The 26,551-nt window shown below is 66.6% G+C and carries 20 protein-coding genes and 4 pseudogenes; 10 read left to right on the forward strand and 14 right to left on the reverse strand.

What is annotated here, in order from left to right; genetic code table 11:
• Nucleotides 1-4: 4 nt before the first annotated feature.
• On the reverse strand, nt 5-1,159 hold the full coding sequence (locus tag A4R43_RS30350) for an acyl-CoA dehydrogenase family protein (RefSeq protein WP_110341423.1): 1,155 nt from the start codon (nt 1,157-1,159) through the stop codon (nt 5-7).
• Between the two features lie 695 nt (nt 1,160-1,854).
• On the opposite strand from A4R43_RS30350, the gene A4R43_RS30355 reads away from it, so the two are divergent.
• Genes A4R43_RS30355 through A4R43_RS30365 form a run of 3 tightly spaced genes read left to right on the forward strand, consistent with a single transcriptional unit; the run spans nt 1,855 to nt 4,354 of the window.
• Nucleotides 1,855-2,952: a thiolase family protein gene (locus A4R43_RS30355; protein ID WP_198285911.1), complete on the forward strand. Its 1,098-nt coding sequence runs from the start codon at nt 1,855-1,857 to the stop codon at nt 2,950-2,952.
• Entirely contained in the window at nt 2,949-3,359 is a 411-nt protein-coding gene (locus tag A4R43_RS30360; RefSeq protein ID WP_009156890.1) for a Zn-ribbon domain-containing OB-fold protein, read from the forward strand. Before A4R43_RS30355 ends, A4R43_RS30360 begins: the two co-directional genes overlap by 4 nt.
• Nucleotides 3,356-4,354, forward strand: coding sequence for an FAS1-like dehydratase domain-containing protein (locus A4R43_RS30365; RefSeq protein WP_110341425.1), 999 nt, complete (start codon nt 3,356-3,358; stop codon nt 4,352-4,354). Before A4R43_RS30360 ends, A4R43_RS30365 begins: the two co-directional genes overlap by 4 nt.
• Before the next feature lie 464 nt (nt 4,355-4,818).
• On the opposite strand, the gene A4R43_RS30370 is transcribed toward A4R43_RS30365, so the two are convergent.
• On the reverse strand, nt 4,819-5,409 hold the full coding sequence (locus A4R43_RS30370; RefSeq protein ID WP_009156892.1) for a TetR/AcrR family transcriptional regulator: 591 nt from the start codon (nt 5,407-5,409) through the stop codon (nt 4,819-4,821).
• Between the two features lie 1,655 nt (nt 5,410-7,064).
• Here A4R43_RS30370 and A4R43_RS30375 point away from each other — a divergent pair.
• Together A4R43_RS30375 and A4R43_RS30380 are read left to right on the forward strand one after the other, a co-directional pair.
• Nucleotides 7,065-8,804, forward strand: coding sequence for an AMP-binding protein (locus tag A4R43_RS30375; protein ID WP_335645115.1), 1,740 nt, complete (start codon nt 7,065-7,067; stop codon nt 8,802-8,804).
• Between the two features lie 9 nt (nt 8,805-8,813).
• Nucleotides 8,814-10,622 (forward strand): acyl-CoA synthetase, encoded by a 1,809-nt coding sequence (locus A4R43_RS30380; protein ID WP_236808369.1) that lies wholly within the window; start codon nt 8,814-8,816, stop codon nt 10,620-10,622.
• 95 nt (nt 10,623-10,717) lie between these two features.
• Here the strand turns inward: A4R43_RS30380 and A4R43_RS30385 are convergent, their stop codons facing one another.
• The 5 genes and pseudogenes from A4R43_RS30385 to A4R43_RS30405 form a co-directional block, all read right to left on the reverse strand.
• Entirely contained in the window at nt 10,718-12,232 is a 1,515-nt protein-coding gene (locus tag A4R43_RS30385) for an IS1634 family transposase (RefSeq protein ID WP_418190756.1), read from the reverse strand.
• A 64-nt stretch (nt 12,233-12,296) separates the two neighbouring features.
• Nucleotides 12,297-12,799: pseudogene (locus A4R43_RS30390) on the reverse strand (transposase); the annotation flags it as partial.
• Between the two features lie 105 nt (nt 12,800-12,904).
• Nucleotides 12,905-14,359, reverse strand: a complete 1,455-nt coding sequence (gene ltrA / locus A4R43_RS30395; protein WP_199542766.1) for a group II intron reverse transcriptase/maturase — start codon at nt 14,357-14,359, stop codon at nt 12,905-12,907.
• A gap of 573 nt (nt 14,360-14,932) precedes the next feature.
• Nucleotides 14,933-15,769, reverse strand: a pseudogene (locus A4R43_RS30400) (IS256 family transposase); the annotation flags it as partial.
• Nucleotides 15,770-15,804: 35 nt separating this feature from the next.
• A complete protein-coding gene (locus tag A4R43_RS30405; protein ID WP_199542763.1) occupies nt 15,805-16,194 on the reverse strand; it encodes a hypothetical protein in 390 nt (129 codons plus the stop codon).
• A 75-nt stretch (nt 16,195-16,269) separates the two neighbouring features.
• Here A4R43_RS30405 and A4R43_RS44855 point away from each other — a divergent pair, with 75 nt between their 5' ends.
• The 5 genes and pseudogenes from A4R43_RS44855 to A4R43_RS44865 all read left to right on the forward strand — a co-directional run bounded on the left by A4R43_RS44855 (nt 16,270) and on the right by A4R43_RS44865 (nt 19,109).
• On the forward strand, nt 16,270-16,719 hold the full coding sequence (locus A4R43_RS44855; RefSeq protein ID WP_418190859.1) for an enoyl-CoA hydratase/isomerase family protein: 450 nt from the start codon (nt 16,270-16,272) through the stop codon (nt 16,717-16,719).
• On the forward strand, nt 16,605-17,045 hold the full coding sequence (locus tag A4R43_RS44405; protein WP_158559809.1) for an enoyl-CoA hydratase-related protein: 441 nt from the start codon (nt 16,605-16,607) through the stop codon (nt 17,043-17,045). Before A4R43_RS44855 ends, A4R43_RS44405 begins: the two co-directional genes overlap by 115 nt.
• Before the next feature lie 5 nt (nt 17,046-17,050).
• Nucleotides 17,051-17,272: pseudogene (locus tag A4R43_RS44860) on the forward strand (enoyl-CoA hydratase-related protein); the annotation flags it as partial.
• 560 nt (nt 17,273-17,832) lie between these two features.
• Nucleotides 17,833-18,111 (forward strand): enoyl-CoA hydratase/isomerase family protein, encoded by a 279-nt coding sequence (locus tag A4R43_RS30425; protein WP_110341439.1) that lies wholly within the window; start codon nt 17,833-17,835, stop codon nt 18,109-18,111.
• Nucleotides 18,112-18,183: 72 nt separating this feature from the next.
• A pseudogene (locus A4R43_RS44865) lies at nt 18,184-19,109 on the forward strand (CoA transferase).
• A gap of 570 nt (nt 19,110-19,679) precedes the next feature.
• Here A4R43_RS44865 and A4R43_RS30435 read toward each other — a convergent pair.
• The 7 genes from A4R43_RS30435 to A4R43_RS30465 all read right to left on the reverse strand — a co-directional run bounded on the left by A4R43_RS30435 (nt 19,680) and on the right by A4R43_RS30465 (nt 26,476).
• A complete protein-coding gene (locus A4R43_RS30435; protein ID WP_110341443.1) occupies nt 19,680-21,311 on the reverse strand; it encodes a long-chain fatty acid--CoA ligase in 1,632 nt (543 codons plus the stop codon).
• A gap of 11 nt (nt 21,312-21,322) precedes the next feature.
• Nucleotides 21,323-21,730: an SCP2 sterol-binding domain-containing protein gene (locus A4R43_RS30440; protein WP_110341445.1), complete on the reverse strand. Its 408-nt coding sequence runs from the start codon at nt 21,728-21,730 to the stop codon at nt 21,323-21,325.
• Nucleotides 21,731-21,776: 46 nt separating this feature from the next.
• Complete coding sequence (locus A4R43_RS30445) at nt 21,777-23,267, reverse strand: aldehyde dehydrogenase family protein (protein WP_308191222.1); 1,491 nt, start codon at nt 23,265-23,267, stop codon at nt 21,777-21,779.
• A gap of 11 nt (nt 23,268-23,278) precedes the next feature.
• The gene (locus A4R43_RS30450) at nt 23,279-23,878 is read right to left on the reverse strand and encodes a sigma-70 family RNA polymerase sigma factor (protein ID WP_236808370.1); all 600 of its coding nucleotides are present in this window, start codon (nt 23,876-23,878) and stop codon (nt 23,279-23,281) included.
• 123 nt (nt 23,879-24,001) lie between these two features.
• On the reverse strand, nt 24,002-24,322 hold the full coding sequence (gene fdxA, locus A4R43_RS30455; RefSeq protein WP_110341451.1) for a ferredoxin: 321 nt from the start codon (nt 24,320-24,322) through the stop codon (nt 24,002-24,004).
• Complete coding sequence (locus A4R43_RS30460) at nt 24,310-25,383, reverse strand: NAD(P)/FAD-dependent oxidoreductase (RefSeq protein ID WP_110341453.1); 1,074 nt, start codon at nt 25,381-25,383, stop codon at nt 24,310-24,312. The genes fdxA and A4R43_RS30460 overlap by 13 nt, the downstream gene beginning before the upstream one ends.
• A gap of 109 nt (nt 25,384-25,492) precedes the next feature.
• On the reverse strand, nt 25,493-26,476 hold the full coding sequence (locus A4R43_RS30465) for a R2-like ligand-binding oxidase (protein WP_110341455.1): 984 nt from the start codon (nt 26,474-26,476) through the stop codon (nt 25,493-25,495).
• Between the last annotated feature and the right edge of the window lie 75 nt (nt 26,477-26,551).

A 26,551-nucleotide genomic window follows, 5' to 3' on the forward strand; every position in this document is an offset into this window, starting at 1 on the left:
CCGGTCAGTACGACTTCGGCAGGCCCAGACCGTGCTGGGCCACGTAGTTGAGGATCATCTCCCGGCTGATCGGCGCGGTCCGCATCAACCGCAACGGCCCCCACAACGTGGCCAGCCCGTACTCGGTGGACATCCCGTTGCCGCCGTGGGTCTGAATCGCCTGGTCCAGCGCCGTCAATCCGGCCTCAGCGGCGGCGTACTTCGCCATGTTCGCCGCCTCACCAGACGCGGGGTCGCCCTCGTCGTGCAACCAGGCGGCCTGCCGGGTCATCAGCCGAGCCAGCTCGACCTGGATCTTGGCGTTCGCCAGCGGGTGGGCAACGCCCTGGTGCGACCCGATCGGCACCCCCCACACATTCCGCTCGCGGGCGTACTCGGACGCCTTGGTCAGGCCATAGCGCGCGATCCCGTTCGCCAGCGCCGCACCCATGATCCGCTCCGGGTTCAGCCCCATGAACACCTGCTTGAGGCCTTCCCCCTCAACGCCGATCAGGTTCTCCGCAGGCACCCGCACATCGTCGAAGAACAACGTGAACTGCGTCTCCGGCGCGGTGACCTCCACCGGGATCGCGGTTCGCTCCAGCCCCGGCGCGTCGGTCGGCACGATCAGCAGACTGAGCCTGCCACGTCCGGACGCGTCGGTACCCGTGCGGGTCACCACCAGGACGGCCTCCGCCTCGTCCACCCCCGAGATGTAGTACTTGGTTCCGCGCAGCACGTAGTCGCCGCCGTCCCGGGTCGCCGCTGTAGAAATGTTGTGTGAATTCGACCCGGCGTCCGGCTCGGTGATCGCGAACGCCATGATCGTCTCACCGCTGGCGATGCCGGGCAGCCACCGCTTGCGCTGCTCGTCCGTGCCATGCGCCTGAATGATCGTGCCGCAGATCGCCGGCGAGACCACCATCATCAACAGCGGACAGCCCGCAGCGGCGAGTTCCTCGCTCACCAGTTGCAGCTCGTAGACGCCACCCCCGCCGCCGCCATGGGCCTCATCGATGTTCACCCCGAGAAAGCCCTGCCGTCCCACGGCCTGCCAGAGTTCGGTGCTCTTCTGGCCCGACTTCGCCCGCTCCACGAAGTACTCGTGGCCGAACGAGGCGGCGAGCTTGGACACCGCCTCGCGAAGTGCGCGCTGCTCGTCGGTCTCCCGAAAGTCCACCTTGGCTCTCCTCCACTCCGATGCCCTTCGCCGCACGAAGCACCTCTTCAGCGCTCCCGCAAGTCGAATCGCACCGACAACCTGTCGGCGGACTCACCCACCGTCCGGACGCTTGACCAAATCTCGTGGCACCTCATGACGTTCCGGCCACACCCGGCGGCTGTGACACATCCGCCGAGTGTGCGCCATCACCTCTGAGCCTTCCCACGCTCCGTTAATCATGGTTAACATACTTGGAGAGAGGCGCCAACCACAACCCCCGCCGGCACGCGTGCCGCGCGCCGGTGGCAGTGGGCTGAGATGTCTAACACCAGCCGGGATCCCCGAACGCGCCGGTTGACAGGGATTGACAGAAGGAGAGGCGTGCGCGTCGAACAGCGAGAACCAATCACCAGACGAAGGGAACCCCGTCCCCAGGCGCCCCCTGGTGCCACTGTGGACGAATCCGAACCCAAGGACCGGCCAAGGAGCCGGGCGCGAAGGGCCAATCCTGACCGCCACCGTGACCCGGACACGGGCACTCCGAGTTCTCTTGTTGTTGACGATCCAAGGTGGTCCTGGCGATCACTGGGTCCTGGCCGAACCGGTGACATGCGAGGCGCACCATGAGGTCACCAGCACTGTCCGGCAGCCCCGCTATCGCGGCGGTCGAAGAGCTTCCGCCCGGGCGCTATCCTGACTACGACGGAGCGGCGATGCAGGAACTCGTCCTGCGCCACTTCGTGACCAACTCCGGGATCGGGCCGAACGCCGTGGACGGGCTGCTGGTCTGCCCTGCCGGCATGGCGGGCGGACAGGGCGCCGACGTCTTCAACCACGAGCGGATCAACGACGCGCTGGGCATCCGACCGCGGTTCTGCGAAACGATCAACGTGGGCGGCGCCACCTACACCGTCATGCTCACCCGCGCGGCGACGGCCATCAGGGCGGGGCTGGCGGACGCAGTGTTGTGCGTGGGCGCGGGCAAGTTCCCCAAGGTCGGCGCCGGCGGTGCCGACCTGATGGCCCGCATGATCAGCCACCCGGACTTCGAGTACCCCTACGGCAGCTTCATCCCCGCCCTCTACGCCCTGGCCGCCACCCGGCACATGGCTGAGCGGGGCACCCCGCGGGAAGCGCTGGCCGCGGTCGCGGTCACCAGCCGGGAGTGGGCGCTGCGCCACCCTGACGCGCTGATGCGACCGGCGGGCCCGCTGACCATCGAGCAGGTTCTCGACTCACGGCCGATCGCCTCGCCGTTTCACCTCCTGGACTGCTCGGTGCCGTGCGAAGGGGGCGCGGCGTTCCTGGTGATGCGCGGCGAGCTGGCACGTGAGCTCACCCAGCAGCCCGCCTACCTACTCGGCTTCGGGGAGCACCACGACCACGGCAACATCAGCCACGCCAGCGACTTCGCCACCATGGGCGCGGGCGTCTCGGCCCGCACCGCGTTCGCCATGGCTGGCCTCGCCCCGTCGGACGTGGACATCGCCCAGCTCTACGACGCCTTCAGCATCAACCCGATCCTGCTGTTGGAGGAGACCGGCCTCGCCGAGCCCGGCAAGGGTGGCCACTTCTACCTGAACGGTGCGGCCGCGCCGGACGGGGTCCTTCCGGTCAACACCTACGGCGGACTGCTGTCCTTCGGACACACTGGAGACGCCTCCGGTATGTCGATGCTGATCGAGGGCGCCCGCCAGGTGATGGGCCAGGCGGGAGACCGGCAGGTCGAGGCGGACATCGCCCTGGTCCACACCTACGGCGGAATGATGGCCGACCACTCCACCGTGCTCCTGGGAAGGACCGCACGATGACCACCACCGCACCCGTTCCCACCCTGTACGAGGACACCGCACCCTACTGGCGTGCGGCCGTCGAGGGCCGGTTCGCACTACCTCGGTGCCGCGCGTGCCGCAGGTTCCACCACCACCCGCGAGCATGGTGTCCCTACTGCTGGTGCACCGACCTCGAATGGGCGGAGCCCTCCGGCCGCGGCATCGTGCTGACCTACACGACCGTGCACCAGCCACCGTCCCCCGCGTTCACCGCACCCTACGTGCTGGCCGTGATCGAACTGGCGGAAGGACCTCGGATGATGGCCAACGTCGTCGACTGCGCCCCGGACACGGTCCGCGTTGGCACCCCGGTCCAGGTCACGTTCGAACCACGCGGAGACGTCGCGATCCCGCAGTTCCGGCCGCGGGAGGAGACACCCTCATGACCGTCAACTACGCCGACGCGCTCAACTACGTGGTCACCGGGTCGCACGCCGAAGCGCAGGCCTGGATCGGCCACGAGGTCACCACCGAGGCGCCGTTTCCGGTCAACGAAGCGCAGATCGCGTACTTCTGCGCCCTCGTCGAGGACGCCGACGAGAACCACTGGGACGCCGACGCCGCGGGGAGGCGGTACGGGGCGCTGATCTCGCCGCCCGGAATGCTCATGGTCTGGGCGTTCCCGCTGCCGTGGAACCCGTGGGGCAGACCGGAGCACGCGCCGATCCTCGCCCTCGACGTGCCGCTGCCCGGCACCACGCTGATCAACGTCTCCACCGACACCCGGTTCCTCGCCCCGATGCGAGTCGGCGACCGGCTCACCTTCAGCGAGCGCGTGGAGTCCGTCTCCGCGGAGAAGCACACCGCGCTGGGCGTGGGCCACTTTGTCACCACACGGTCCGCATGCCGGAACCAGGAAGGCACGCTGGTCGCCACCAACGACAACGTGCTCTTCCGCTACCGCGCCTCCGACGCCAAGCCGCCCACGCGGCAGGCTGCCCCGGCCGCGGCTGACCCGGCGGACGCGGTCGAGGTTCTCCCCGAGGTGCGGATGCCGGTGACAGTCACCCGGTGCGTGCTCGACGCCGCGGCCACCCGCGACTTCTTCCGCGGCCACCACGACCACGCCTACGCGCGAGAACAGGGCGCCCGCGACGTCTACCTCAACACCATGTTTCTCCACGGCTTCGTCGACCGCGTCGGCAAGGCCTGGGCGGGCCCGGACGCCTGGCTAGCGCGCAGGCGGCTGCAGATGATCGCGCCGGTCTGCGCCGGCGACACCCTGCGCACCGACGGCCGCGTGCTCTCCATCGACGACACAGCGCAGCCCCGCCAGGCGACGCTAGCGATCGACTGCCACACCGAGCACGGCCTGGCCGCCCGATCCACCCTCGTCTTCAACCTCGACCAGCTACCCGGTCACGTCACGACCAGCCGATGACACACCTCGTCTCCGACTCCCTGCTTGCCGCTACCGCGCCAACGGTCGCGGTAGTCTCAAACCGCGTGACGCGACCTGCTCGCCCGTCCGGGAACCACGCACCAGCCAAGTCACTTCTAGGCGTGGCCCCATGGCGGTGACCCCACCATCGGCGTTGGCCCGGTCCAGGTCCGCGGAAACCTCCCGCTGCCAGGCCAACGCCACCGACGCGACCGCACTGCGTTCGACCGTCAACACCAACTTCACGGAATCAAGCGTCCAGCCGCATCGAGTCCGGAGTGGACATCTCCGCGTACGTCGTCGAATTCGCCACCGGAGGCCCAGCGCCGGTTCCCAGCCGAGGGCGACACCGACCGACATGGCCACCGCACGACCCGCGGCCGCGCCACGCACTGGCCACGGCGAACCGGACCCATGGTTTGGTTGTGCTGGAGGCTTGCCGCAGGACGGCCTGTGTCCGGGGGTCAGCCGCCGTTGAGCACCGAGCGGGCGCATTCGGCGAGCAGTTCGCGCAGCCTCGGTTCGGGGAGACCGACGCGGTGGAACAGCGTCGACTGGATAGCACCGATGGCCGCGTGCACGATGGTGCGGGCCTCGGTATCGGTGAGTTCCGGGCGCAGCTCCATCAGGACGTGTACCCACTCTTCGAGGTAGAGCCGCTGCTTGCGGCGTAGCCGGCGGCGGTCTTCCTCGGGAAGATTATGGATCTCGTTGTGGTAGACCTGGGCCAGTTCCCGATCGCGCACCACGAATTCGACCTGGCCGGCAATCAACTTGTCCAGGGTTTCCCGAAGGTCGGCGGTGCCAGCTACGATGCCCTGCTCTTCACGCACCAGCCCGTCGATCACCCGGTCGAACAGCGCCACCAGCACGGCAGACTTGCTGTCGAAGTGCCGGTAGATGCCGGCGCCGGTGATGCCGGCCACGGCGCCGATGTCGGCCATGGACACGGCGTGGTAGCCGTGGCGGGCTACCAGGTCGGCGGCGGCGGCGAGGATGCGTTCCTTGCGCGCGGGATCACGGGTCCGCAGTGGTGCCTCGGCCTCGCTGCTCACTTGGAGCCCCTTCCTTCATCCCGTTGCTTGGCCGCCGTCGCGATGGGAACTTGTTCCCGCCACGCGGCCAGACAGGAGAATGCGACAGCGCGCATCCCAGGCGAGGGTGCGGCACCCATCAGCGCCCCGCTCCTCTTGAAGCGGGCTTGGCCGCGACGGCCACGAGTTCTTCCTGGGCGTCCCGGCAGCGATGCCTCGGGCTTCCCAGCTCTGCCTCGCCGTGGCGCAGGCGTCCCAGCGGGGACTCGGCCATCAGACGCATAGTTCCTCCTGGCGGCCAGCACGGACGGCGGTGCGTTCGCGAGGATGCGCTCGGCCGGTCGTTGCACCGCTCTCCGCGAGTCGGGGTGACGGCGCTACCGCGTTCAGCAGTCCAACCTGGTATGCCCGGCCAGCGTCAATTGGGTCGCAGATGAGCAGAAGCCGCATGGCTATGCGCGGCGAAACAAGGCGGGGCAGCGGCACGACCCACGGTTTGTACCCCTGACCACCTTGACCCCGGTGACCGCGAACCGTGCGGTGTCGGCGGCCACGCACAGGTCGCAGCACTGCGCGAGCACGAACCCACCAGGGTTCGCGACGACGTTGCCCGGCGGCGATCGTCGGCGTGGCCACCTCGATGTCGCCGCCGTACTGGGACACGAAGTCAAGTGGTAGCACGGTAAGCGCGGTATCGGCCAGTTCCTTCCGGCTGCTACCGGCGCGGACTGCCCGGCCGCCCACGCCGGCCAGCACCAGCACGTTCGCATCACCGTCGAACCTGTACACGCCCGCACACGGCCAACCGCGCCCTGCCTCGTTCAACACGATGCGGGGTTTCCGGCGGTTGATGGTCAACCAAGCCACTGGCCCACTTTGTGGGTAGCTCACCTCGATCGCCGATGCCCCATCACTGTGTCGATCGTGTGACGGGTCGCGGAGCGGGCGGCGAGGTCGCGGAGGATTCATGCCGGCGTGCAGGCGGACCGACACGCCCGCGTTGTCGGACTCCGCCGGGTCGACCGCAGGCCGTCCCGGTACGGATACGCGGCGACGGGCGACTGCCCTGGGACCGGACGTCAGATCCAGCGGCGTCTCATGCCTCGCCCGTGCCAGCGGCCGACCTCGACGGTGAGGCCGATCGGCGGCCGCGGCGACATCGTGGGTGCGGGGGCGCCCGGTCGTGTACCGCCGACGCCTCTCGCTCGAGGCATCCGCCCCTCTCGGCGTCTGCATGTCCCTCTCGCCTCCACATCCGTTTGCTGAGCGTCGCTCGCGATTCACTAGCTTGAACAACGGTGCGAAGCACTCCGTGCGCGCGGCCCGGCCATCTCGGCCAGGCCTGCCTCGATGCGACCAGCTTCACAACGCGGCACTCGAACAGTAGGATCCTAGTAATTCAGCTTTAACTATGTCAGCCCGGTTATCAACGGCGAAACGAGGGCAACGATGGGTAACGTGGACCTCGACCTGGACGTCACGGTCGGGCAGCACCACCCGCCCGCCGCGCACCGACGGGAACCCGTCACCGCCGGCGGCCTCGTCGTGCGCGCGACCTGGAGCCTCCCACACGACCAGCCGTCCGTCGACGGTCCTGGCGCTCACACGCACCCTGGGCCCGGGCGGCTGAACCACCGGCGAGCCGACGACCTCGGCACGCGTGTGGTGAACAGTTCGTGGGCACGCGACGAGCGGCCACGATGCCGCGGGCCTCACCCAACGAACGATTCACAACTGGCGGACGTCAGTCGCCACCTCGGCCAAGCCATCCGGTCCGCCGCGTCGCGGAGCGTGTCGAGAAGGAGAGCCAATCGATGACCGAGCAAGATCTCCAGCGGAATCTGGTGACCCGGGTGAATGTCGGCGACATGCTCACCCGCACCGCCTGGCGGCGCCCCGACCACGAGGCGGTCGTGGACGGGCCACGACGGCTGTCCTATCGCGAGTTCAACGCGGCGGTGAACCGGCTGGCGAACGCGCTGCTGCGGAACGGATACCGGCGCGGCGAGGTGCTGGCCCTGGTCAGCGGAAACAGCACGGAGTTCCTGCTGACCTACTACGCGTGCGCCAAGACCGGTGTCGTCTGTGTGCCGGTCAATCTTGCTTGGGGCCCACGGGAGACCGCCTACGTGCTCGATCACTCCCGGTCCCGGGGCGTCGTCGTGGAAAGCCAGCTTGCCGGCCTGGTGTCGGCCGCGCTGGACCAGCTCGACGACAGCGCCGTGACCGACGTGGTCGTTGCCCACGGCACCGGTGCGGCGTGGGAAGCCTCGGGCTCGGCGTCCTGGCGCGAGTTCGACGACTTCGTTGGCGCGGAAGGCGACGCGGAGCCGGAGTGTTTCGTCGAGGATCGCGACCCGGTCAGCTACCTCTACACCAGCGGCACCACCTCGGCCCCCAAGGGTGTGGTGAGCAGCCACCTCGCGGTCTATCTCGAATCACTGAACGCCCCGCTGGTTCTGGGCATCAGCGAACGGGAGCGCGCCGGGGTGATGATGCCGCTGTTCCACACCGCGCAACTCAACGGCTTCACCACCGGCCTGTTCTACATGGGGGGAACCGCGGTACTGCTGCGCACCTTCGATCCGGCGGCGTTGCTGGCCACCATCGAGTCCGAACGCCTCACCGAAATCTTCGCGCTGCCCATGATGTACCGGGCGATGATGGACCACGACGACATCGACAAACGCGATCTCTCCAGCCTGCGCTTGGCGATCTACGCCATGGCACCGATGCCCGACACCGACCTTCGCCGGGCGATCGAGGTGTTCGGATGTGAGTTCGCCCTCGGCTTCGGCCAGACCGAGATGAACCCGATCACCACGGTCTTTCCCCCCGAATACCAGCTGTCCCACGCCGGTTCGGTCGGACTACCGGTTCCCAACGTGCAGGTCGGCATCATGGACGACGACGGCCACCTGCTCCCCCAGGGCGAAACGGGCGAGATCGTCTACCGTGGCCCACACGCCATGGAGGGCTACCTGCGCAACCCCGAAGCCACGGCCGCGGCGTTCGCCCACGGTTGGTTCCACTCCGGCGACGTCGGCCGGTTCGACGCGGACGGACTGCTGTGGTTCGCCGACCGCAAGAAGGACGTCATCAAAACCGGCGGGGAGAACGTCGCCTCCATCGAGGTGGAGAAGGCACTCTACGAGGCCGAACCCCGCATCCAGGAGGTCGTCGCGGTCGGACTGCCGCACGAACGGTGGTCGGAGGCGATCACGGCGGTCGTGACCCGCAAGCCAGGCAGTGATCTAAGCGAGGAGGACGTGCTCGCCGCCGCCCGCAGTCGACTGCCCGGGTTCAAGGTGCCCAAGGCCGTCGTGTTCGTGGACGAGATGCCCCGCACCGCCACCGGAAAGATCCAGAAGAACGTCCTGCGCGATCAGTACCGGGACCACTTCCGCAACGACTAGTGCGGGGTCGTGTTCGACGTGACCGAGACAGCAAGCCCGCGCCCAACCGGCAGCGGTCTCCGCCCGGCCGGTGACCATGCTCGATCCAGACCTTCGGCGGCGACGAGTCGGTCCCCGAGTGTGGCGTTCCGAAATCGTGGCGACCCGCCGACCGACGCGAACCGTTCCGGCAGCCCAGACATGACCGATGAACAGACCTGCCCACGATCTCGCCCCCGCGCCGTGGTACCGCGCGGGGCGACTACCAACCGGAGACACACGATGAACCGAGGAATCGGCGCCTGGGTCACCAAACGCGCCTTTCTGCAAGGCGACTCGAAAGCCTTCGTTGCGGGCGAGCGCACTTTCACCTACGCGGACGCCGACCGGCGGACCGATCAGCTGGCCTCGGCGCTCGCCGGACTCGGCGTGCGCAGGGGCGACCGGGTCGCCGCGTTGATGGTCAACTCGGTGGAGTTCCTCGAGACGCTGCTGGCCTGCGCGAAACTCGGCGCGATCATGGTGCCGATCAACGTGCGGTTGGCCGCCATGGAGGTCGGTTTCATTCTCGGCGATTCCGGCGCGGACGTGCTCGTGTTCAACGGCCAGTTCACCGACATCGTGCGCGGCGCCCTGACCGAACCCGGCGTGCGGGTACGCCACACGGTCCAGGTGGGCGACGGCGGGTACGAAGACGGCCTGGCCTACGACGAGCTGCTGGCCAGCGGGCCGGCGGACTTCGCCGCGGCGGACGTCGCCGGAACTGACACCGCCATGTTGATGTACACCTCCGGGACCACCGGACGCCCCAAGGGGGCCATGCTCACCCACGACAACTTGCTCTGGAACGCGATCAACGTGCTCGGCACCGAGCACCCGCTTTCCTCGCGCGACGTGACGGTCACGGTGGCCCCGATGTTCCACATCGGCGGACTCGGCGTGCACTCACTGCCGCTGCTCTACGTCGGTGGCACGAACGTGATCCTGCCCAACTTCGACCCGGTCGGCACGCTCACGGCCATGGCCGAGCACCGCGCAACGGTCCAGTTCATGGTGCCGGCGATGTGGGTCGCGATCACTCAGGTACCGAACTTCGGCTCCTACGACCTGTCGTCCCTGGAACTGGCCATGGGAGGCGGAGCTCCATGTCCACTGCCCATGATCGAGTTCCTCAACGAGCGAGGCGTCCCGTTCATCGAGGGCTTCGGCATGACCGAGACCGCGCCGCTGGTCTCCATACTCGACTCGGCCCACGCGAGGAGCAAGGCCGGGTCGATCGGGCGGGTCGCGATGCACGTCGAAGCCCGCATCGTCGATGACGGCGACCGGGACGTCCCGACGAACACCGTCGGCGAACTGGTCCTTCGCGGTCCTAACATCTTCGCTGGCTACTGGATGCGCCCCGAGGCCACCGCCGAGGCCTTCCGCAACGGCTGGTTCCACACCGGTGATCTCGGGCGAATGGACGAGGAAGGCTACATCACCCTGGTCGACCGGAAGAAAGACATGATCATCTCCGGTGGTGAGAACGTCTATCCTATCGAGGTCGAGCAGGTGTTGTTCAAGCACCCCAAGGTCGCCGACGCCGCAGTGGTCGGCGGTCCCGATCCGCGATGGGGCGAGCGAGTGGTGGCCGTCGTCGTACCCGACCCCGCGGCCGGGCGGGACCCGGCCCCGGAAGAACTCGTCACCTGGTGCCGCGAACGACTGGCGCACTTCAAGTGCCCGCGCGAGGTGCACTTCGTCGATGCCCTGCCGCGCAACGCCACCGGCAAACTACTCAAGACCGTGCTGCGGGAGAAGTACGCCGGTGTGACAGACGGCGTCGTGGTCCGCTGACCAGAAACCCTGGCCAAACGTCTGCGAAACAGGTTGCAACGGCGACCAAAGCTCTTCGCCAGCGAGGGTTGCAGTGCTTCCCGAGTTGGGCCAATTTAGTGCGTAGCGGCTCGGGCTTTGATCGCTTCGAGAACGTGCTGGATGTTGTCGGGTAGTGGGTCGGCTGCCGTGATCACGTAGTCGCCGGCCTGGATATGGAGCGTGCGGTAGCGGCGGATGGTCTTGACGAACTTCTTGATGGACCAGCCGGTTGTGTCCTCGATCCAGCGGGAGACGGCCAGGGCGGCGAACACGATCGTCAGGTGCGCCTCGATCGAGTCCCTGGTGCGATGGAAGATCGGGCGTGCGGCCAGGTCCGATTTGGCCATGCGAAAGCTTTTCTCGATCTGAAACGGTTGGTGGTAGGCGCCGATGACCTGCTCGGGCGTGGGGTCTTCGATGTTGGTGACGTAGCCTTTGATCCCGGCCAGTGCCCGGGCCTTGGCCTCCAGGTCGAGGTCGCGGTTGACGGTCTTGGTGGCGTCGGTGAGCTTGACGAATCGGTTGCGCTTGATCGCGGTCTTGCCGGCCACGGCCTGCTCGGCTTTGCGGACCTGTTCGTCGATGCCTTTGAGCGTGCGCCGAGCTCGATCGTGCTTGTACTGGTAGTAGCGCACCTGGTCCTTGCGCTTATCAGTCGGCCCGGCCGGCCACGGCTGGGTGAACACTTGCCCGTCGGCGATCTCGGTGTCCGGGTGGGCCTTGCGCCACTCGGCGACGATGTAGGGGATCTCGGGGATCTTCATCCCGAGGATGAACGACAGGCCTGCGGCCTCGATGTCCTTCATGTTCTTCTCGGAGATCATCCCGGCGTCAGCGACGATGACCACATCTGTCAGGCGGTGGGCGGCCAGGAACGCCGTGATCGTAGGCAGCATGGTGGTGGTCTCGGCCGTGTTACCCTCGAACGCGTTGACCATCAACGGAAACCCCGTCGCGTCGGTCAGCAGCCCGACGGTGATTTGAGGTTCCAGGCGGCGTTCCTTGGAGAACCCGGACTCGCGGAACCCGTCCCCGGCGTCGGTCTCGAAGTACAGGGTCGCCACGTCGTAGAGCAGCAACGTCGCAGGCCCCAGACCAACATGATGGGCGCACAGCGCCGCCAGCCGCTCCCGCCACGCTTCGCCGGCATAGGCGTGCAGGCGCCGCTTGAGGGTCCGATACGACACCGGCGCGATGCCCGTCTCCTCCAGCACCCGCAGCGAGTCCAGCTTGCTGGTCGGCTCGATAATGCGCGCCAGCACCAGTTGCCGGAACACCTCGTCCCCGTCGGCGGCGGCATCGAACCCGAGGACCTCGTAGGCCAGCGAGAGCGCGTCCCACAAGTGCCCCATCCGCGAGGCTGTGATCGGCAACGGACCACCCGCCTCCGGCGGCGCATCGAGCCCCAGGTCGAGCTCGCCCTGCCCGGCGACGAGCCGCTGGCGAGCGACCGTCCGCAACAGCTCCAACTCCACATCGTCGTGGGCGGAGCTGATGTGCTCGATGTCGCGAGAGCCCTTATGGGAGGAGTGCACAATCTGCACCGCACGCGCCCCCGAGGCGGTCTTCACGGTCCGGACATAAGCCACCCGGCAACCCTAGAGCCGCGATTTAGTGCACAGATTCCACCCGACAACGCGACAAACCAGCAGGTCAGCGAACCACGGCGCAGATCAGGGGTCTGTCAGATGAACGGTGGATCTGATCTTGGTTCTCGTTGGTGGTCGGGTCGAGGCGTCCGGGGAAGGTGATCGCGAACGCGTTTAACGGCGCTTTCCAGCGCATCGTCCATCGTGCCTTGCCACGGCCGGTGGGGTCTAGAGATCGGGTGACGAGGTACAGGCACTTCAGCGCCGCGGCGTCGGAGGGGAAATGACCGCGGGCCTTGATGCCCGCCGGTAGCGGGCGTTGATCGACTCGATCGCGTTCGTGGTGCAGATGACCTTGCGAATCTCGACGTCGTATTCGAGGAACGGCACGAACTCGGCCCAGGCGTTGCGCCACAACGCCACGATCGCCGGGTACTTGTCCTGCCACTGCTTCGCGAACTCGTCGAACCGGTCGGTGGCCGCCTGCTCCGATGGCGCCGTGTAGATCGGCTTCAGACCTCGCACGATCGCATCCCGGTGTTGGCGTCCGGCATAGCGGAACGAGTGGGGTCGGCCCGCAGCGCGGTGCCGGTGTTGCCACCGGTCCGTTTGCGGGCCGCCCGCCGAACCCGGCGTGCCCGTTTCCGTGCACCGGGCTCTCCGCGAGTGCCGTTATGCCTTCTGGGCCGTCCACAGGTTCGGGATCTTCGCGCCCCGGAATCGGTAACGCTGGATGCTCACCGTTGCGGGTTGGAAGAGCCGGACGCCGTTGCTGGTGGGCCACCACTGGCCGGGGCCGTAGTAGCGGCGGATGATCCACCGCGCGTTCCGGTTCGGATGCTTGTTGCGCAGCCAGCGCCAGACCCTCCACCACAGATGGTGGTCGAGAGCGCCGAACGCCCGGCTGGACGCGCCGTGCCGGAAGTAGAAGGCCCAGCCGCGGGTTATCTGTCCTAAACGAACGAACAGCTTGTCCGCGGGGAGGCTGGTGGTCTGTCTGCCGGTGGCTGCGCTGACCTTGCGTCGAATCGTCGCCAGGGACGTCTTCGACGGATAGGTGTAGATCAGCCGCCGGTCGCTTCCTTTCTGCCGGTGTCGCTGGATTTGAAACCCGAGAAAGTCGACGCCCTCGTCGATGCCGGTCACCCGGGTCTTGTCGGGCGCCAGCCGCAACCCGACCTGGTCCAGGACCGTTTCGATCTCCCCGTAGAGGTTCTCGGCGTGCTGCCGGGTGCCGAAGACCATCACCACGAAGTCGTCCGCATAGCGGATCAGGCAGTAGGTCGCGGCCCCGCGCCGGGTGGCTCGCCAGCGTTGGATCTGGGTGCCCATCGCCTCCCACCGGGCGCGGAAATGCTCGTCGAGAACACTCAAAGCGAGATTGGCCAGCAGCGGCGAGAGGATGCCGCCCTGAGGAGTTCCGGTGGTGGTGTCCCGGAAGTCACGCAACTCGTCCAGCAGGCCCGCCTTCAGGAACGCCTTGATCAGCGCCAGGACACGCCGGTCTCCGACACGAGTCCGCAGCCGGTCCATCAGGGCCGGGTGCGAGATTTCGTCGAAGCAGGCGGCGATATCGACCTCGAAGACCTGCTCGTAGCCGCGTGCGGCGTGAAAGCGGATCTCCTCGATGGCGTCCTGGCATCGGCATTGCGGGCGGAACCCGTAGCTGCACGGGTCGAAATCGGCCTCCAGGATAGGTTCCAACACCAGTTTCAAGGACGCCTGCACGACGCGGTCGCGCACCGTTGGGATCCCCAGGCGGCGGATTTTGCCGCCCGTCTTGGGGATCTGCGCGGTGCGCACCGGGGCTGGCCGGAACGAACGATTCTTCACCGAGGACCGCAGTTCGGTCAGGAAACCGGCCACGCCGCGTTCGCTGTTCTCGATCGACCACGCGGTTGCCCCGTCGATCCCGGCCGTCTTGGCGCCCTTGTTCTCCCGGACTCGGGTCCACGCCATGACGAGGAACGCCGGGTCCACCACGAGGTTGAACAGATCATCAAAGCGACGGCCCCGGTCGGCCGTCGCCCAACGGTGCAGTTTGGTCTGAATCCCCAGTACCCGCTCCCGGACCACCAGTGGGCGGTCGAGCAGAGCACCAATATTCACCGGTGCGTCTTCCGGCATGACAGCATCCTTCCCGCTCACATCGCTGCCGCCCTTCGCCATGTGACCGGCTCTCCCGGCCTCGGACTACTACGGTGGCTCCGCCCCGTCCCGGCCCGATCGGCCGGCAGCGGACCCAGCCTCACGTCACCGCATCGGACACACGGTCGCGCAAGGCAGGACCGGGACGGTTCCCGTGTTCACCTGTTACCGATCAACGAGTTAGGCGCCCAGCTATACCCGGCGGCCCTCGGGACTACGCCGCAGACCTTCATCCCGAACTGTCACGACCGACGGCTTCGATCATGACGGGAGGCCCCATCGAAACAGTGGGGACCACGCACCACGCCCCGGCCCAGATCCACCAGGCTCGAGCCGGTTCCTGCTAACGAGGCTTCACCGCTGGTTTCTCACGTGCACCTTCTCGTCTCGCTCGCCGGGCCCGCACCATCTGGCGGTACTGGCACGTCCCGGCTTTGTCAGGGCCGCTTCCACCCTTCCCCGCCACTCCGCGGATCAGGCTGCCCTCAGCTTCACCAAACCGCTGCGACGGCCCGGCGTCGAAGGTCTCTCACCTCCGATCGAAATAACAGGCGCCTCACGGCGCACGTTGCGGATCAGGTGGATGACGCACGTCTGCACGACCGCCCGCTCCCACACCGTGATGATGGTCTCCGGCAGCCCTTTCAGCCCGTCGCAGACCGCGATGCACACATCGGCAACGCCGCGGTTCTTGATCTCGGTCAACACGCTGAGCCAGAACTTGGCGCCCTCGCCGCCGTCTCCGGCCCACAGGCCGAGGATGTCACGTTCGCCGTTGACGGTAACGCCGATGGCGACATAGATGGGCCGGTTGGTGACCTGCCCGTCGCGGATCTTGACGTGGATCGCGTCGATGAACAGCACCGGATACACGCGGTCCAGTGGCCGGTTTGCCCACTCGGTCATCTCCGCGACGACCTTGTCGGTGATCCGCGAGATGGTGTCTTTGGAAACCTTCGCGCCGTAGACATCGTCGAAGTGTGCGGCGATCTCACCGGTGGTCAGGCCCTTCGCCGATAGCGACAGCACGATCTCATCGACACCGGTCAACCGGCGTTGCCGCTTGCGCACGATCTGCGGATCGAACGAGGAGTCGGTGTCGCGCGGCACCTCGATCTCCACCGGCCCGATCTCGGTCAGTACCGTTTTCGATCTGGTGCCGTTGCGGGAGTTCCCGCTGTCGCGGCCGGCCGGGTCGTGCTTGTCGTATCCCAGGTGCTCGGTCATCTCCGCGTCCAGCGCGGTTTCGAGCACATTCTTCGTCAGTTGGTTCAGCAGCCCGTCCGGCCCCACCAGGTCGACGCCCTGTTCCTTGGCCTGCGCGAGCAGCTGCTCCGCCAGCCGCTGCTGATCCACATCATCGGTCACGAGGTCCAGTGTTTCGGTCATGATCGATCCTTCCCGCCAAGCTCACGCCCGGCGTGTCAGACCAAGATCAGATCCACCGTTGTTCGGACAGTCCCGGACGGCCCAGATCGCCGAGCTCGGCGACCAGTTGCGTAATGAGTTTCCTTGCTGGGCCTCGCTTCTGGCCCGAAGTGCAGTAGCGAGCCGAGGCCGAAGGCCAGCGACCGCGGCGACGAACTTGGTCGAGGAGCAGTCCTTGCTCGTTTGCGGGCGAGTTCGCTGGTGCCGGGCCACTCGACGTGACCGAGCGCGCAGTGCAGGACGGTGATGCGATCGAGGACTCCCACGGCCTCGGCGAGGGTACAGACCTCGTCGAGCATTGCTTGTGAGTCCTTGCCGCCGCTGCTGTTGACGAGGATGACGTCATAGGCGGCGAGATTCGGCATTTCGGTGGTTGACGCGTGCATGAGTCACCTCTTCATCAACGTGACGCGATGGCGATCCTTAGTGGACGATCAGTGGAGTCGTTCGGCGGTGCGCGAATGGCGCGAGCGCCGGCCGACGCTCGCGCGATCGGTGTGTCAGCCCTCGAACGTGACGTCGCCCTGGACGCAGATGCGCAGTGGAACCGTGCGGTCGCCCGTGCCGCCGAGGACGGCCAGGTGGGCGTGATCGTGTTGACCGGCGCAGGAGAGCGAGCCTTCTCCGCCGGCGGTGACGTCGCCACCGAGAGCGCGCGGACGATCTCCGCCGCGGCAGGAGCCGACGCCTTCGACGAGAGGTGCGAACGGCTGTACCAGGCGTTGCGAGATTGCCTGAAACCGGTGATCGCCCGGGTGGACGGATACGCGATCAGGGCGGACACTACATGGCGTACATGTGCGACTTCACGATCTCCTCGGACCGGTCAGTGTTCGGGCAGAACGGGCCGCGCGTGGCCAGCACGGCCGAGGGATGGATCGTCAGCCACCTCTGGTCCGTCGTCGGCATGAAACGGGCCAAGGAGATCTGGATGTTGTGTCGGCGCCACGACGCTCAGCAAGCTCTCCAGTGGAGCTTGGTCAACTCGGTCGTACCGGCGGATGAACTCGACACCGAGGTCCGGCGCTGGTGCGACGAACTGCTGGCGTTGAGCCCCACGGTACTGAAGCTGGTGAAGAAGTCGTTCGACGACTCCCTGGCACCGGTTCGCAAGGCGCAGGACCGGTTCAAGATCCTCGACCAGGTCAACCCCGGCTTCTGGACTTGGGGTGAGCAGACCGAGGGCGCATCGGCGTTCCTGGAGAAGCGCGCCCCCGGCTTCTCCCCGTGGCGGTGAGTACGATGGGAACGCCCACGGAGAACGGCTACGTTCGGGTCAAGGTCGAACGGGCGGTCGCGGTCCTGACTGTCGACCGGCCACCCGCCAACGCGCTCGACCGGCAACTCGTGGACCAGCTCAGCCGGGCGGCCACCTCACTTGTGCGGCGGGGAGACGTCGGTGCCGTCGTGATCACCAGCACCCGGTCCAGGTTCATCGCCGGCGCCGACATCAAGATGTTGCGCGGGCTCGATGACTCATTGTTTCCGAGGTTCGTCAGCGCGATCCAGCGCGGTTTCGACGACTTGCAGCGGCTGCCGATGCCGAGGATCGCGGCGGTCAACGGTCCGGCCGTGGGTGGCGGGCTGGAGCTGGCCCTGGCCTGCGACCCGCGGTTCGTGGCCGAAGGGACCCGGCTGGGCCTGCCCGAGGTGCGGTTGAGGCTGCTTCCCGGGGCGGGCGGCACGCAGCGACTGGTAGAGGCCGTCGGTAAGGGCCCGACGCTAGAGTTGCTCTACACCGGTAGGGCGGTCACCCCCGAAGAGGGGTTGCGTCTCGGGCTAGTCGATCAAATGGTGCCGGCGGAACATGCGATCGGCTGGCAGACCTGGGCGGAGCTGGACGCGGCCCTGTCGGAGGTCAGTGAGGACAGCACGATCCGCGCACTGGTGCTCACCGGAGCCGCAGGCTGTTTCTCGGCGGGCGGGGACGTGAAACCTCCCCGTCCCGAGGCGAAGGCATCGGCGCCCCATCCGCCAGGTTGTCTGTCGGGGACCGCGCCCTCACCAGGCTGGCGCGCCTGTCGATGCCCACGATCGCCGCGGTGGAGGGCTTCGCGGTCGGCGTCGCCTGGAGCCTGGTGCGCTGCTGTGACCTCGTCGTCACCGCCGAAGACGCCTTCTCCGCGGCCCCGTTCCCCCAACGCGGGATGGCGCCCGACGGCGGGTTGGCCTGGTTTCTCACCCGCAGTCTGGGCCCAACCCGCGCGGCTGAACTACTGATGCTCGGTGAACGGTTCCCGGCTCCTACCGCGGCCGCGGCCGGACTGGTCAACCGCGTGGTGCTTATGGAGAAGCATGGGTAAGCGCGGCGTACTGGACGGGGTGCGAGTGTTCGACGCGCATCCCAACTGCTGCCGGGACCGTGGGCGGCGCAGGTGCTCGGCGACCTCGGTGCCGAGGTGACCAAGGTGGAGCCGCCGGGCAGGGACGGCGGCCGGCTGATCCGCGGTGAGCTATTCGCCGCGGCAAACCGCAACAAACACGGCGTGGTCATCGACCTCAAGACCCTGGCAGGCCAGGCCGAGTTCCTCGACTTGGCGCGGGAGCACGACGTGCTCGTCGAGGGCTTCCGACCGGGCGTGATGAACGAGCTCGGCGTCGGCACGAACGCGTCGCCGAGATCAATCCCGGCATCGTGTACCGCTCCATCTCCGGCTACGGCAGCCGCGGCGAGCAACTGCCCGGCCACGACATCAACTACCTCGCTGCATCCGGCACACTGTCGTTCAGCGGGCGCTGGAGCCAGGAACCACGCCGAGGCGTGCCGATGGCCGACCTCGGCTCGTCGTGCTTCGCCTCATCGCGATCTTGTCGGCCCTGTACGAACGGGCCCCATACCAGCCTAGGCTGCCACCTCGACGTGAGCATGACCGACGTGATGACCGCGTGGGCCGCCGCGCGCGGCGGCCCACCGCTGGAGCGCGGCGCGGACGACCGGCGCCACCTCTACCCCACCAACGATGTCTCCGCGACCGCCGACGGGGCGCTGGCTCGCCCTCGGCGCCGTCGACGAGCGGTTCTGGGCGCCGACCCGCGCGGTGCTCGCGACCATCGAGCCTGCGTTCGCCGACACGCGGTTCCCAGGCCTGGGGAACCAGCTGCGACATGGCGACGAGCTACACGCGCTGCTGCACCGCACATTCGCCACCCGCGACCGGACACCCGGCTCGTGCTGTTCGCCGGAACCGACGCACCGGTCAGCCCGGTCCGCGCGCTCACCGAGGTGGCCGAGAACAGCGACCTGGGTGCGGACGTTGGACGGAGAACGGCACGTCGTGTTCCCGGTACGACGCGACGGTGAAGCCATGGGACAGCTACGGAACTCCGCGCCGACGTGGAAGGGAGTCTGATGTGGATTCCGCGTTGCCAGGAACCAGGAACGGATTAGCGAAGGCATCCGGTACGTCGCGAACTGGTTCGATGACTATTGGTCCGCTCGGGACCGGCTCGACGGATCAACCACCACGCGACCACACCGCGCACCACGTCGAGCGCCACTCCTGGCAGATCGCGGTGCAGCCAGCAAGCGGTGGCTGTGCCCCCGTTCCCGCTGAAGGAGCTGTCGCGTGTCATACTTCAGGTCGGGTTACGTGTCGCAGTCGTGGGGGACACCTGGGCGGTCCAGGGTCGTGCGCCGCGCCTCCGTATGTCGGCGCGGCGCACCCGGGCAGTGCGGGGCGAGCGGCTGTAACTCGGCTCTCTGCTTGGGTTGACGCTACTGGATATCAATCCTCGGTGCTACTTCGCGCCACGGTCGGGGTCTCATGGTCGATGCCCGGTGACATGCCGACAGGTAGCTCACACCTCATCGTTGGTGAGCTCCGCCAGCCGCAGCCGGAACCATCGACACTGCTCCTGATGACGAACGAAGCTATTCGTATACTTCGTTCACCGCCAGCCTGCCATCCGAGTGGATACGGCGTAGAGCCTTCTTGTCGAACTTGCCGACGCTCGTGCGCGGGACCTGGTCAACGAATGCCCATCGTTCCGGCAGCCACCACTTCGGAACCTTGTCGGCCAACCACGACCGCAGCTGGTCGGCAGTCGTCTCAGTGCCGTCTCGAAGCACCACGGCGGCAAGGGGTCGCTCCTGCCACTTGGGGTCGGATACGGCGATGACCGCTGCCTCGACGACGTCGGGATGGCCCATAAGCAGATTTTCCAGCTCAACCGAGGAGATCCACTCGCCACCGGACTTGATGACGTCCTTGGCCCGGTCGGTTAGGGTGAGGAACCCGTCCGGGCTGATGTTCCCGACATCGCCGGTTCGCAGCCAGCCGTCGTGGAACCTGTCCTCGGCTTCGACACGATAGTACGACCCGGTAACCCACGGACCACGCACCTCCAACTCGCCGACCGCCTTGCCGTCGCGCGGGAGCACCCTGTCGTCGTCGTCCACCAGCCTGAGTTCGACGCCGCAAACTGGCCGTCCTTGAGTGGCCCGGTACCGCATTCGGTCTTCCCCTTCGGCGGCGGCCGGGGGCGTCGCGATTGCGCCAAGCGGCGAAGTCTCGGTCATGCCCCATGCCTGCACGATCGTGACGCCGAACCTCTGCTCGAACGACTCCATCAACGCTCTCGGCACCGCCGAACCACCGCAAGCGACCAGGCGCAACGAGGAGAGGTCGATGTCCGGGTTTCGATCGACATGATGCAAGAGGTCATTCCAGATGGTGGGCACAGCGCCGGCAAGCGTCGGGCGCTGCGCCTGGATGATGTCCGCCAGAGGTTCTGCTTGCAGGAATCGGTCAGGTAGCAGCAGGTCCGCGCCAGCCATCAACGCCGCGTAAGGCAGGCCCCATGCGTTGGCGTGGAACATCGGAACCACCGGAAGCACTCGATCGGGTTCCGCGATGCCGAATGCGTTCCCGGAACACGCGGCCATCGAGTGTAGGTACATCGACCGGTGGCTGTACACGACGCCTTTGGGATCGCCGGTCGTGCCACTGGTGTAGCACATCGCCGCCGCCGCGTTCTCGTCACCGTCCAGCCAGGGAAACTCGGACGACTCGCCAGCCAGCACATCCTCGTAACGCAGCACCTCCTTGCCGCATCCCGCCAAGGAGGTGATGTCACCTTCTCCGGTCACGAGCACGAACCGCACGGTGTCGAGGCTGGGGAGAACCTTGGCCATCAGTGGGATGAGCGACGAGTCAACGATGACCGCCCGGTCTTCGGCGTGTGTGGCGATGAACCGAATCTGTTCGGGCGACAGCCGGATGTTGAGGGTGTGTAGCACGGCGCCCATTGATGGGATCGCCGCATAGGCCTCCAGGTGCTCCTGGTTGTTCCATTGGAACGTCGCGACCCGGTCGTCGTCGGCGACACCGAGGCGACGCAACGCGTTCGCCAGCTTGCCACACCGCTCGCCCAGTTCGCGGTAGGAAACCCGCCTGACGCCGTCACCGGTAGCCGTGAGGACTCCACGATCGCCGTGGTTCTGCACCACGTGCCGCAGGATCGAGGACACCGTCAGCGGTGTTGTCTGCATGGTGCTGAGCATGGTGACCTCCGTTACGCCGAAAGCAGGTCCTGTCGACCGTCCGCTTCCAGCATCTCACGATATGCCGGGAACAGGGACTTCGCGGCGGGCACAAGTTTCAGGACCTTCGAAGTCGGTCCCTTAGCGCGGACCTTGCCCTTCGCCAACGCGGTCGCGAGGTTGAGTTCGCCGAGCCAGAACCGGTTTCCGTCGTCGGCTGTCATGAACAGTTCCACAACGGGCTTGAGATCGGTGGCGCCCGCGTACACTTTGCCGTTCGGCATGTCGACCGTGACGACCGCGTCGGGATCGGTGTACGTGATCTGCAGGATCACCCCTGAGCCCGACAGTTTTGGGCCGATCTTGGGATCGGCGAGCCCCTTCTCGAAGACCCCTCCGATGTACTTGTGAACTTCCGCCTCGTCCTTGAACACGCCCATTGCGATTTCCTTTCTTGTGGTGTGAGCCTCTGCTTGGCTCTTGGGATCAGTCGAGGTTCAGCCACACAGACTTCGTCTGTGTGTAGCCGAGCAACGCTTCCTCGCCGAGATCGCGTCCGTAGCCGGACGCCTTGAAACCGCCGAAGGGCGCGGCGGGGTCGATCATGTTGTACATGTTCACCCATACCGTGCCCGCATCCAATTCCGCTGCGACGCGGTGGGCCCGCCTCACGTCGTTGGTCCACACGCCCGCGGCCAATCCGTAGGCGCTCGCGTTGGCACGCCGAACCGCCTCGTTCTCGTCGTCAAACGACAGCACCGACAGCACCGGCCCGAAGATTTCCTCAGCCGCGATGGACATGTCGTCGCGGACCTGGGTGAACACGGTCGGGCTCAGGAAATTGCCGTTAGCCAGTACACCATTCGGGCGGTCACCACCGCACACCAGCGTCGCGCCTTCGCGCAGCCCCGACTCGACATACCCCTGCACGCGCTCCAGCTGTTTCGGCGAGATGAGCGGGCCCATCTCGGTGTCGTCGGCCAGTCCATGACCCAGTTGGATCGCTTTCGCCGCCGAAGCCAGCTCCTGTACCAGCTCGTCGTGAACGTCGCGATGCACGAACAGCCGTGATCCGGCGCAGCACACCTGCCCTTGGTTCATGAAGATCCCGGTCAGCGCGCCTTGTGCCGCGGCGGCAAGGTCGGCGTCCGGAAAGACGATGTTCGCCGACTTCCCACCCAGTTCCAGCGTCAGCTTCTTCAGGTGTGGCGCGCTCGCGGTGACGATGCGCCTGCCGGTGTCCGTCGAACCAGTGAACGAGATCTTGGCCACGCCGGGGTGATCGATCAGCGCCTGTCCCGCCTCGGGCCCGTAGCCGGTGACCAGGTTCATCGCGCCGGGAGGCAGCCCAGCCTCGAGTGCCAACTCCACCATCCGCAGGGCGCTCAACGAGGTGAACTCGGACGGCTTGAGGACGACGGTGTTTCCGGCCGCCAGCGCCGGTGCCACCTTCCACGATGCGATGAGCAACGGGAAATTCCAGGGCACGATCGCGCCGACGACGCCGAGGGGTTCCCGCCGAGTATAAACCAGTGCCTCTCCGACCGGAGGAGAGACCGGCACGGTTTGCCCGGTCAGTTTCGTCGTCCAGCCACCGTAGTAGCGCCAGACCTGCGCCGCGAGCGCGACGTCGACGTACATCGACTCGGTGAACGGCTTTCCGTTGTCCAGGGTTTCGAGCGTCGCCAATTCCTCGGCATGGGCGTCCAGTATCGTCGCGATGTCGAGCAGAACATGCCCGCGGGCTGCCGCGCTCATCGCTCGCCATTCTCCGAAGGCCGACTGCGCCGAGGCGACCGCCTCGTCGACGTCGGGCTTCCCGCCGGCCGCAATGCTGGTCAACGTCGCACCGGTCGCGGGGTCCTGAGTCGTGATCTGGCCGTTCCCGGTCGCACTTCGCTGCTCCGCACCGACCACGATGCTGTCCGAAGCCCTGCCGAGAAATCGCTGGACGGATTCCGGAACGTCAACGGTCATTGTTGTCATCGTCAACTGCCTTTCTCTCCTCCGGACGGTGCCGGCTGCACGCGACGCCGCCCATCCGCAGATCCGCCAATCAACTCGCCAAGACGACGAATCGCCCGATACTGCAGAGCACGCGCCGCACCGGGTTCGCGGTCCAGTATTCTCGCGGTCTCGTTGACCGAAAGATCGCAGAAGAACCGCAGCACAAGACACGTCCGCTGGTCATCGGCGAGTAATCCCAGGCACCGGATCAGTTCCGCTCGCGCGATCCCGAGAATGACGAGCTCCTCCGGCGTCTCGTGACCGGAGGCGTCCGGAAGCTCGTCGACCGTGACCTCATGCCGCACGGACCCGGACTTCGTGTGGTCGAAGATGATATTGCGGGCGATGGTGAGGAACCACGCGCCCGCATCTCGTCCCCGGTACTCCAGCGAGTTGATTGCCCGCAGCGCCCGCGCGAACGTCTCGCTGGTGACGTCCTCGGCTAGGTGCCGATCGCGGACACGGGATAGGGCAAAGCGGTGAACGCTGGTCGCGAATCTGTCGTACAGCACGGCATACGCCGACGCGTCTCCTCGTTGAGCCGCACGAACAAGCACCCAGTTGTCAGCGGACAGGTCCACGACATCACCGCCGGCCTGTCCGTCATCGGCGGCGCTGCGTGCTCCTCGTTGAGCCACAGCGGTTGAGCCCACACTCACTCCTCGTGATGCGGCATCGCGATCGCGACGCACCTTCGACCTTGACTAGTCCTCCTTGGGAGGGAGCGTTTTCACGAACTCGGTGTCGGGTATCGGGGTATCCACTTTGGTCGATCCTCCCGGTGACCCGATCCCCGTAAACGCCTGCTGCGCCGACTCCTGGAATGGTTTCCATTCCTCGTCAACGTGTTGTGCGGGACGGATGGCCTCTACTGGGCATACCGGCTCGCAGGCCGCGCAGTCGATGCATTCCGTCGGGTGGATGTACAGCATCCGTTCGCCCTCGTAGATGCAATCGACCGGGCATTCCTCGATGCACGTCATGTCCTTGACGTCGACACACGGCTCGCCGATCACGAACGCCATCCTGCGACCTCCTTGCTTCGCGGCTGTGCAGAATTTCCCTCGGGCGCCAACGGTTCCGACGCGGGCACGAGATCACTCGAATGCCCGGGAGCAAGAGTCGCGTCCGGATTCAACTCGACGGCAGCGTTGTTCACGGCGAGCGCCACCTCGCCGAAACCGACGGCGATCAATTTCACCTTGCCCGGAAAGGTCGCCGCGTCCCCAGCGGCATAGACGCGCGGCAGATTCGTACGCATCCGGGTGTCGACGCGGATGGCCCGCCCCTCCATCTCAAGGCCCCACCCGGCGATCGGGCCGAGGTCCATCAGAAAACCCAGTGCGGCGACCACGACCTGAGCCTTCAGCTCCCGCGCGCCGTCCTCCCCGCGCACAGTGACGTCCACGCTCTCCACGCTGTCGTTACCACGAACCGCGGTAACGGTGGCGTCGAGCACCAGGTGGCACGGACTGTCCTTCACCTGCGCGACCGAATGTTCGTGCGCCCGGAACTGCTTGCGACGGTGCACGAGGGTGACCGACCGGGCACGCGGAACCGCGGCCAGTGCCCAGTCCAGCGCCGAGTCGCCACCGCCCACCACGACGACATCCTTGCCGTCGAACACCTCCAGCTGCGGGACGAAGTAGCAGAGCCCGCGCCCGAGAAGCTCCTCACCTGCTGGTAGCGGACGCGGGGTCACCGAACCCACTCCGGAGGTGACGATCACGGCTCTCGTGTTGACGACGACACCCGAGGAGGTCGTCACCCGCCAGCCATCGGCAACTTCCCGGATGTCGCTCGCCTGCTGAGACAACAGGAATCGGGGGCCGAACGGTTTCGCCTGCTCGAGGAGGTTGCGGATCAGCTGCTGCCCCTGAACAGCGGGCAGGCCTGCGATGTCGTAGATGTTCTTCTCGGGGTAGATCGCCTGTACCTGACCACCGGCCTCCGGTAGCGGATCCACCAACGCCGTGGTAAGCCCACGAAAACCCGCGTAGTAGGCACCGAACAAGCCCACGGGCCCGGCGCCGACGAACAACACGTCAACGGTGACCTCGCCAGCTGGCGCGGTTGTTGTGCCCATCTCTTGCTGCCTCGATTCTGGTGACCTTGCCGACGCGAACTGTTCGCCCGGGTCGGGTCTCCGCCCCCGGACGAACAGTTCCACGGAACAGTGCTCGGAGCGCGTCGGCTCAGGACACGGCCGCAAGCGACTTCGCCACGGCCTTCTCGTCCTCCTCGGCGAAGGTGTCCTCAAGCTGCATAGGCGAGTAGTCCTCGTCGATCTCCTCGACGGGGCGGCCCCGTGCCCCCTCGATCGACTCCAGCCGACGGTTGATCTTGTCCATGCCATAGTCGGTCATCTCGTCGAGATCGATACCGAACGGGGCCCGCGCAGCTTCGAACTGGTCGAACAGCTTCACGATCAAACTCATCGCTGGCTCGATTAGTTCCTGCATCCGCTCCTCAACGACCTCCCAGGTCCGCTCGTCCGCGGCGACGTGACGGCGGCACGTGAAGGTACCCCACGCCATGTGCCTGCGCTCGTCGTCGCCGATGTACTTGATGAGCTGCTGCATGCCCGGCAGGATGTTCCTGCTCGCGCATACCTTCGCCCATCCGAAGTAGCCGGTGAGGGCGAGACAACCCTCGACGACGTGGTTGTAGGTAATCGAGGCACGCACCTGCGCCGCGGGCGACGGGTCCTTCTCCAAGGCGTACAGGGACTTGGGCAGTTCCTCGGCGAAGATTGTCTGGTATGGCTGGCTGTACTCCACGTACTCATGCAGGTCCGTGCCGAGCCCGACGGCGTCGAACCACAGTCGGAAAGACTGCATGTGCTTGGCCTCTTCGAAGGTGAACTGGGTGAGGTAGGCCTCGTCGGCCAGCCGTCCCTCTGCCGCCATGGCCGCCATGAACGGCTGGAGGTCCTGAGCGACCGACTCCTCCCCGGCCATGAACTGTGAGGCAAGGATGCAGGTCAACTTCTTCTCGTCCGGCGACATCGCGGCGAAGTCCGCGGCGTCCTGCGAAAAGTCGATCGTTTCCGGGTCCCAGAATTTCTTGTTTCCCTTCCGGAACAGCCGCATAGGGAAGGATTCCATGCGTAGGCCGCCCTCACAGAGGCTGCCATACCCATTCCGCTTACCGTGCTGGATGACGCGGTCGATTGCCATGTCACATCCTCGATTCGAATACACGCCGGATAGGGCGGGAATAACTTGGCGACGATAACTGTTTCTGTCGACTTA

Origin of the sequence: Amycolatopsis albispora (genome assembly GCF_003312875.1) — a bacterium.
GTDB classification, from domain to species: Bacteria; Actinomycetota; Actinomycetes; order Mycobacteriales; family Pseudonocardiaceae; genus Amycolatopsis; species Amycolatopsis albispora.

Bases quoted from the DNA above. Each gene is read 5' to 3' on its own strand.
- A4R43_RS30360 (WP_009156890.1), top strand. From the start codon at position 2,949: ATGACCACCACCGCACCCGTTCCCACCCTGTACGAGGACACCGCACCC.
- A4R43_RS30440 (WP_110341445.1), bottom strand. From the start codon at position 21,730: ATGGGCGTGTTCAAGGACGAGGCGGAAGTTCACAAGTACATCGGAGGG.
- A4R43_RS30355 (WP_198285911.1), top strand. From the start codon at position 1,855: ATGCAGGAACTCGTCCTGCGCCACTTCGTGACCAACTCCGGGATCGGG.
- A4R43_RS44405 (WP_158559809.1), top strand. From the start codon at position 16,605: ATGTGCGACTTCACGATCTCCTCGGACCGGTCAGTGTTCGGGCAGAAC.
- A4R43_RS30405 (WP_199542763.1), bottom strand. From the start codon at position 16,194: ATGCACGCGTCAACCACCGAAATGCCGAATCTCGCCGCCTATGACGTC.
- A4R43_RS44855 (WP_418190859.1), top strand. From the start codon at position 16,270: ATGGCGCGAGCGCCGGCCGACGCTCGCGCGATCGGTGTGTCAGCCCTC.
- ltrA (WP_199542766.1), bottom strand. From the start codon at position 14,359: ATGCCGGAAGACGCACCGGTGAATATTGGTGCTCTGCTCGACCGCCCA.
- A4R43_RS30365 (WP_110341425.1), top strand. From the start codon at position 3,356: ATGACCGTCAACTACGCCGACGCGCTCAACTACGTGGTCACCGGGTCG.
- A4R43_RS30445 (WP_308191222.1), bottom strand. From the start codon at position 23,267: ATGACCGTTGACGTTCCGGAATCCGTCCAGCGATTTCTCGGCAGGGCT.
- A4R43_RS30435 (WP_110341443.1), bottom strand. From the start codon at position 21,311: ATGCTCAGCACCATGCAGACAACACCGCTGACGGTGTCCTCGATCCTG.
- fdxA (WP_110341451.1), bottom strand. From the start codon at position 24,322: ATGGCGTTCGTGATCGGCGAGCCGTGTGTCGACGTCAAGGACATGACG.
- A4R43_RS30460 (WP_110341453.1), bottom strand. From the start codon at position 25,383: ATGGGCACAACAACCGCGCCAGCTGGCGAGGTCACCGTTGACGTGTTG.
- A4R43_RS30465 (WP_110341455.1), bottom strand. From the start codon at position 26,476: ATGGCAATCGACCGCGTCATCCAGCACGGTAAGCGGAATGGGTATGGC.
- A4R43_RS30425 (WP_110341439.1), top strand. From the start codon at position 17,833: ATGCCCACGATCGCCGCGGTGGAGGGCTTCGCGGTCGGCGTCGCCTGG.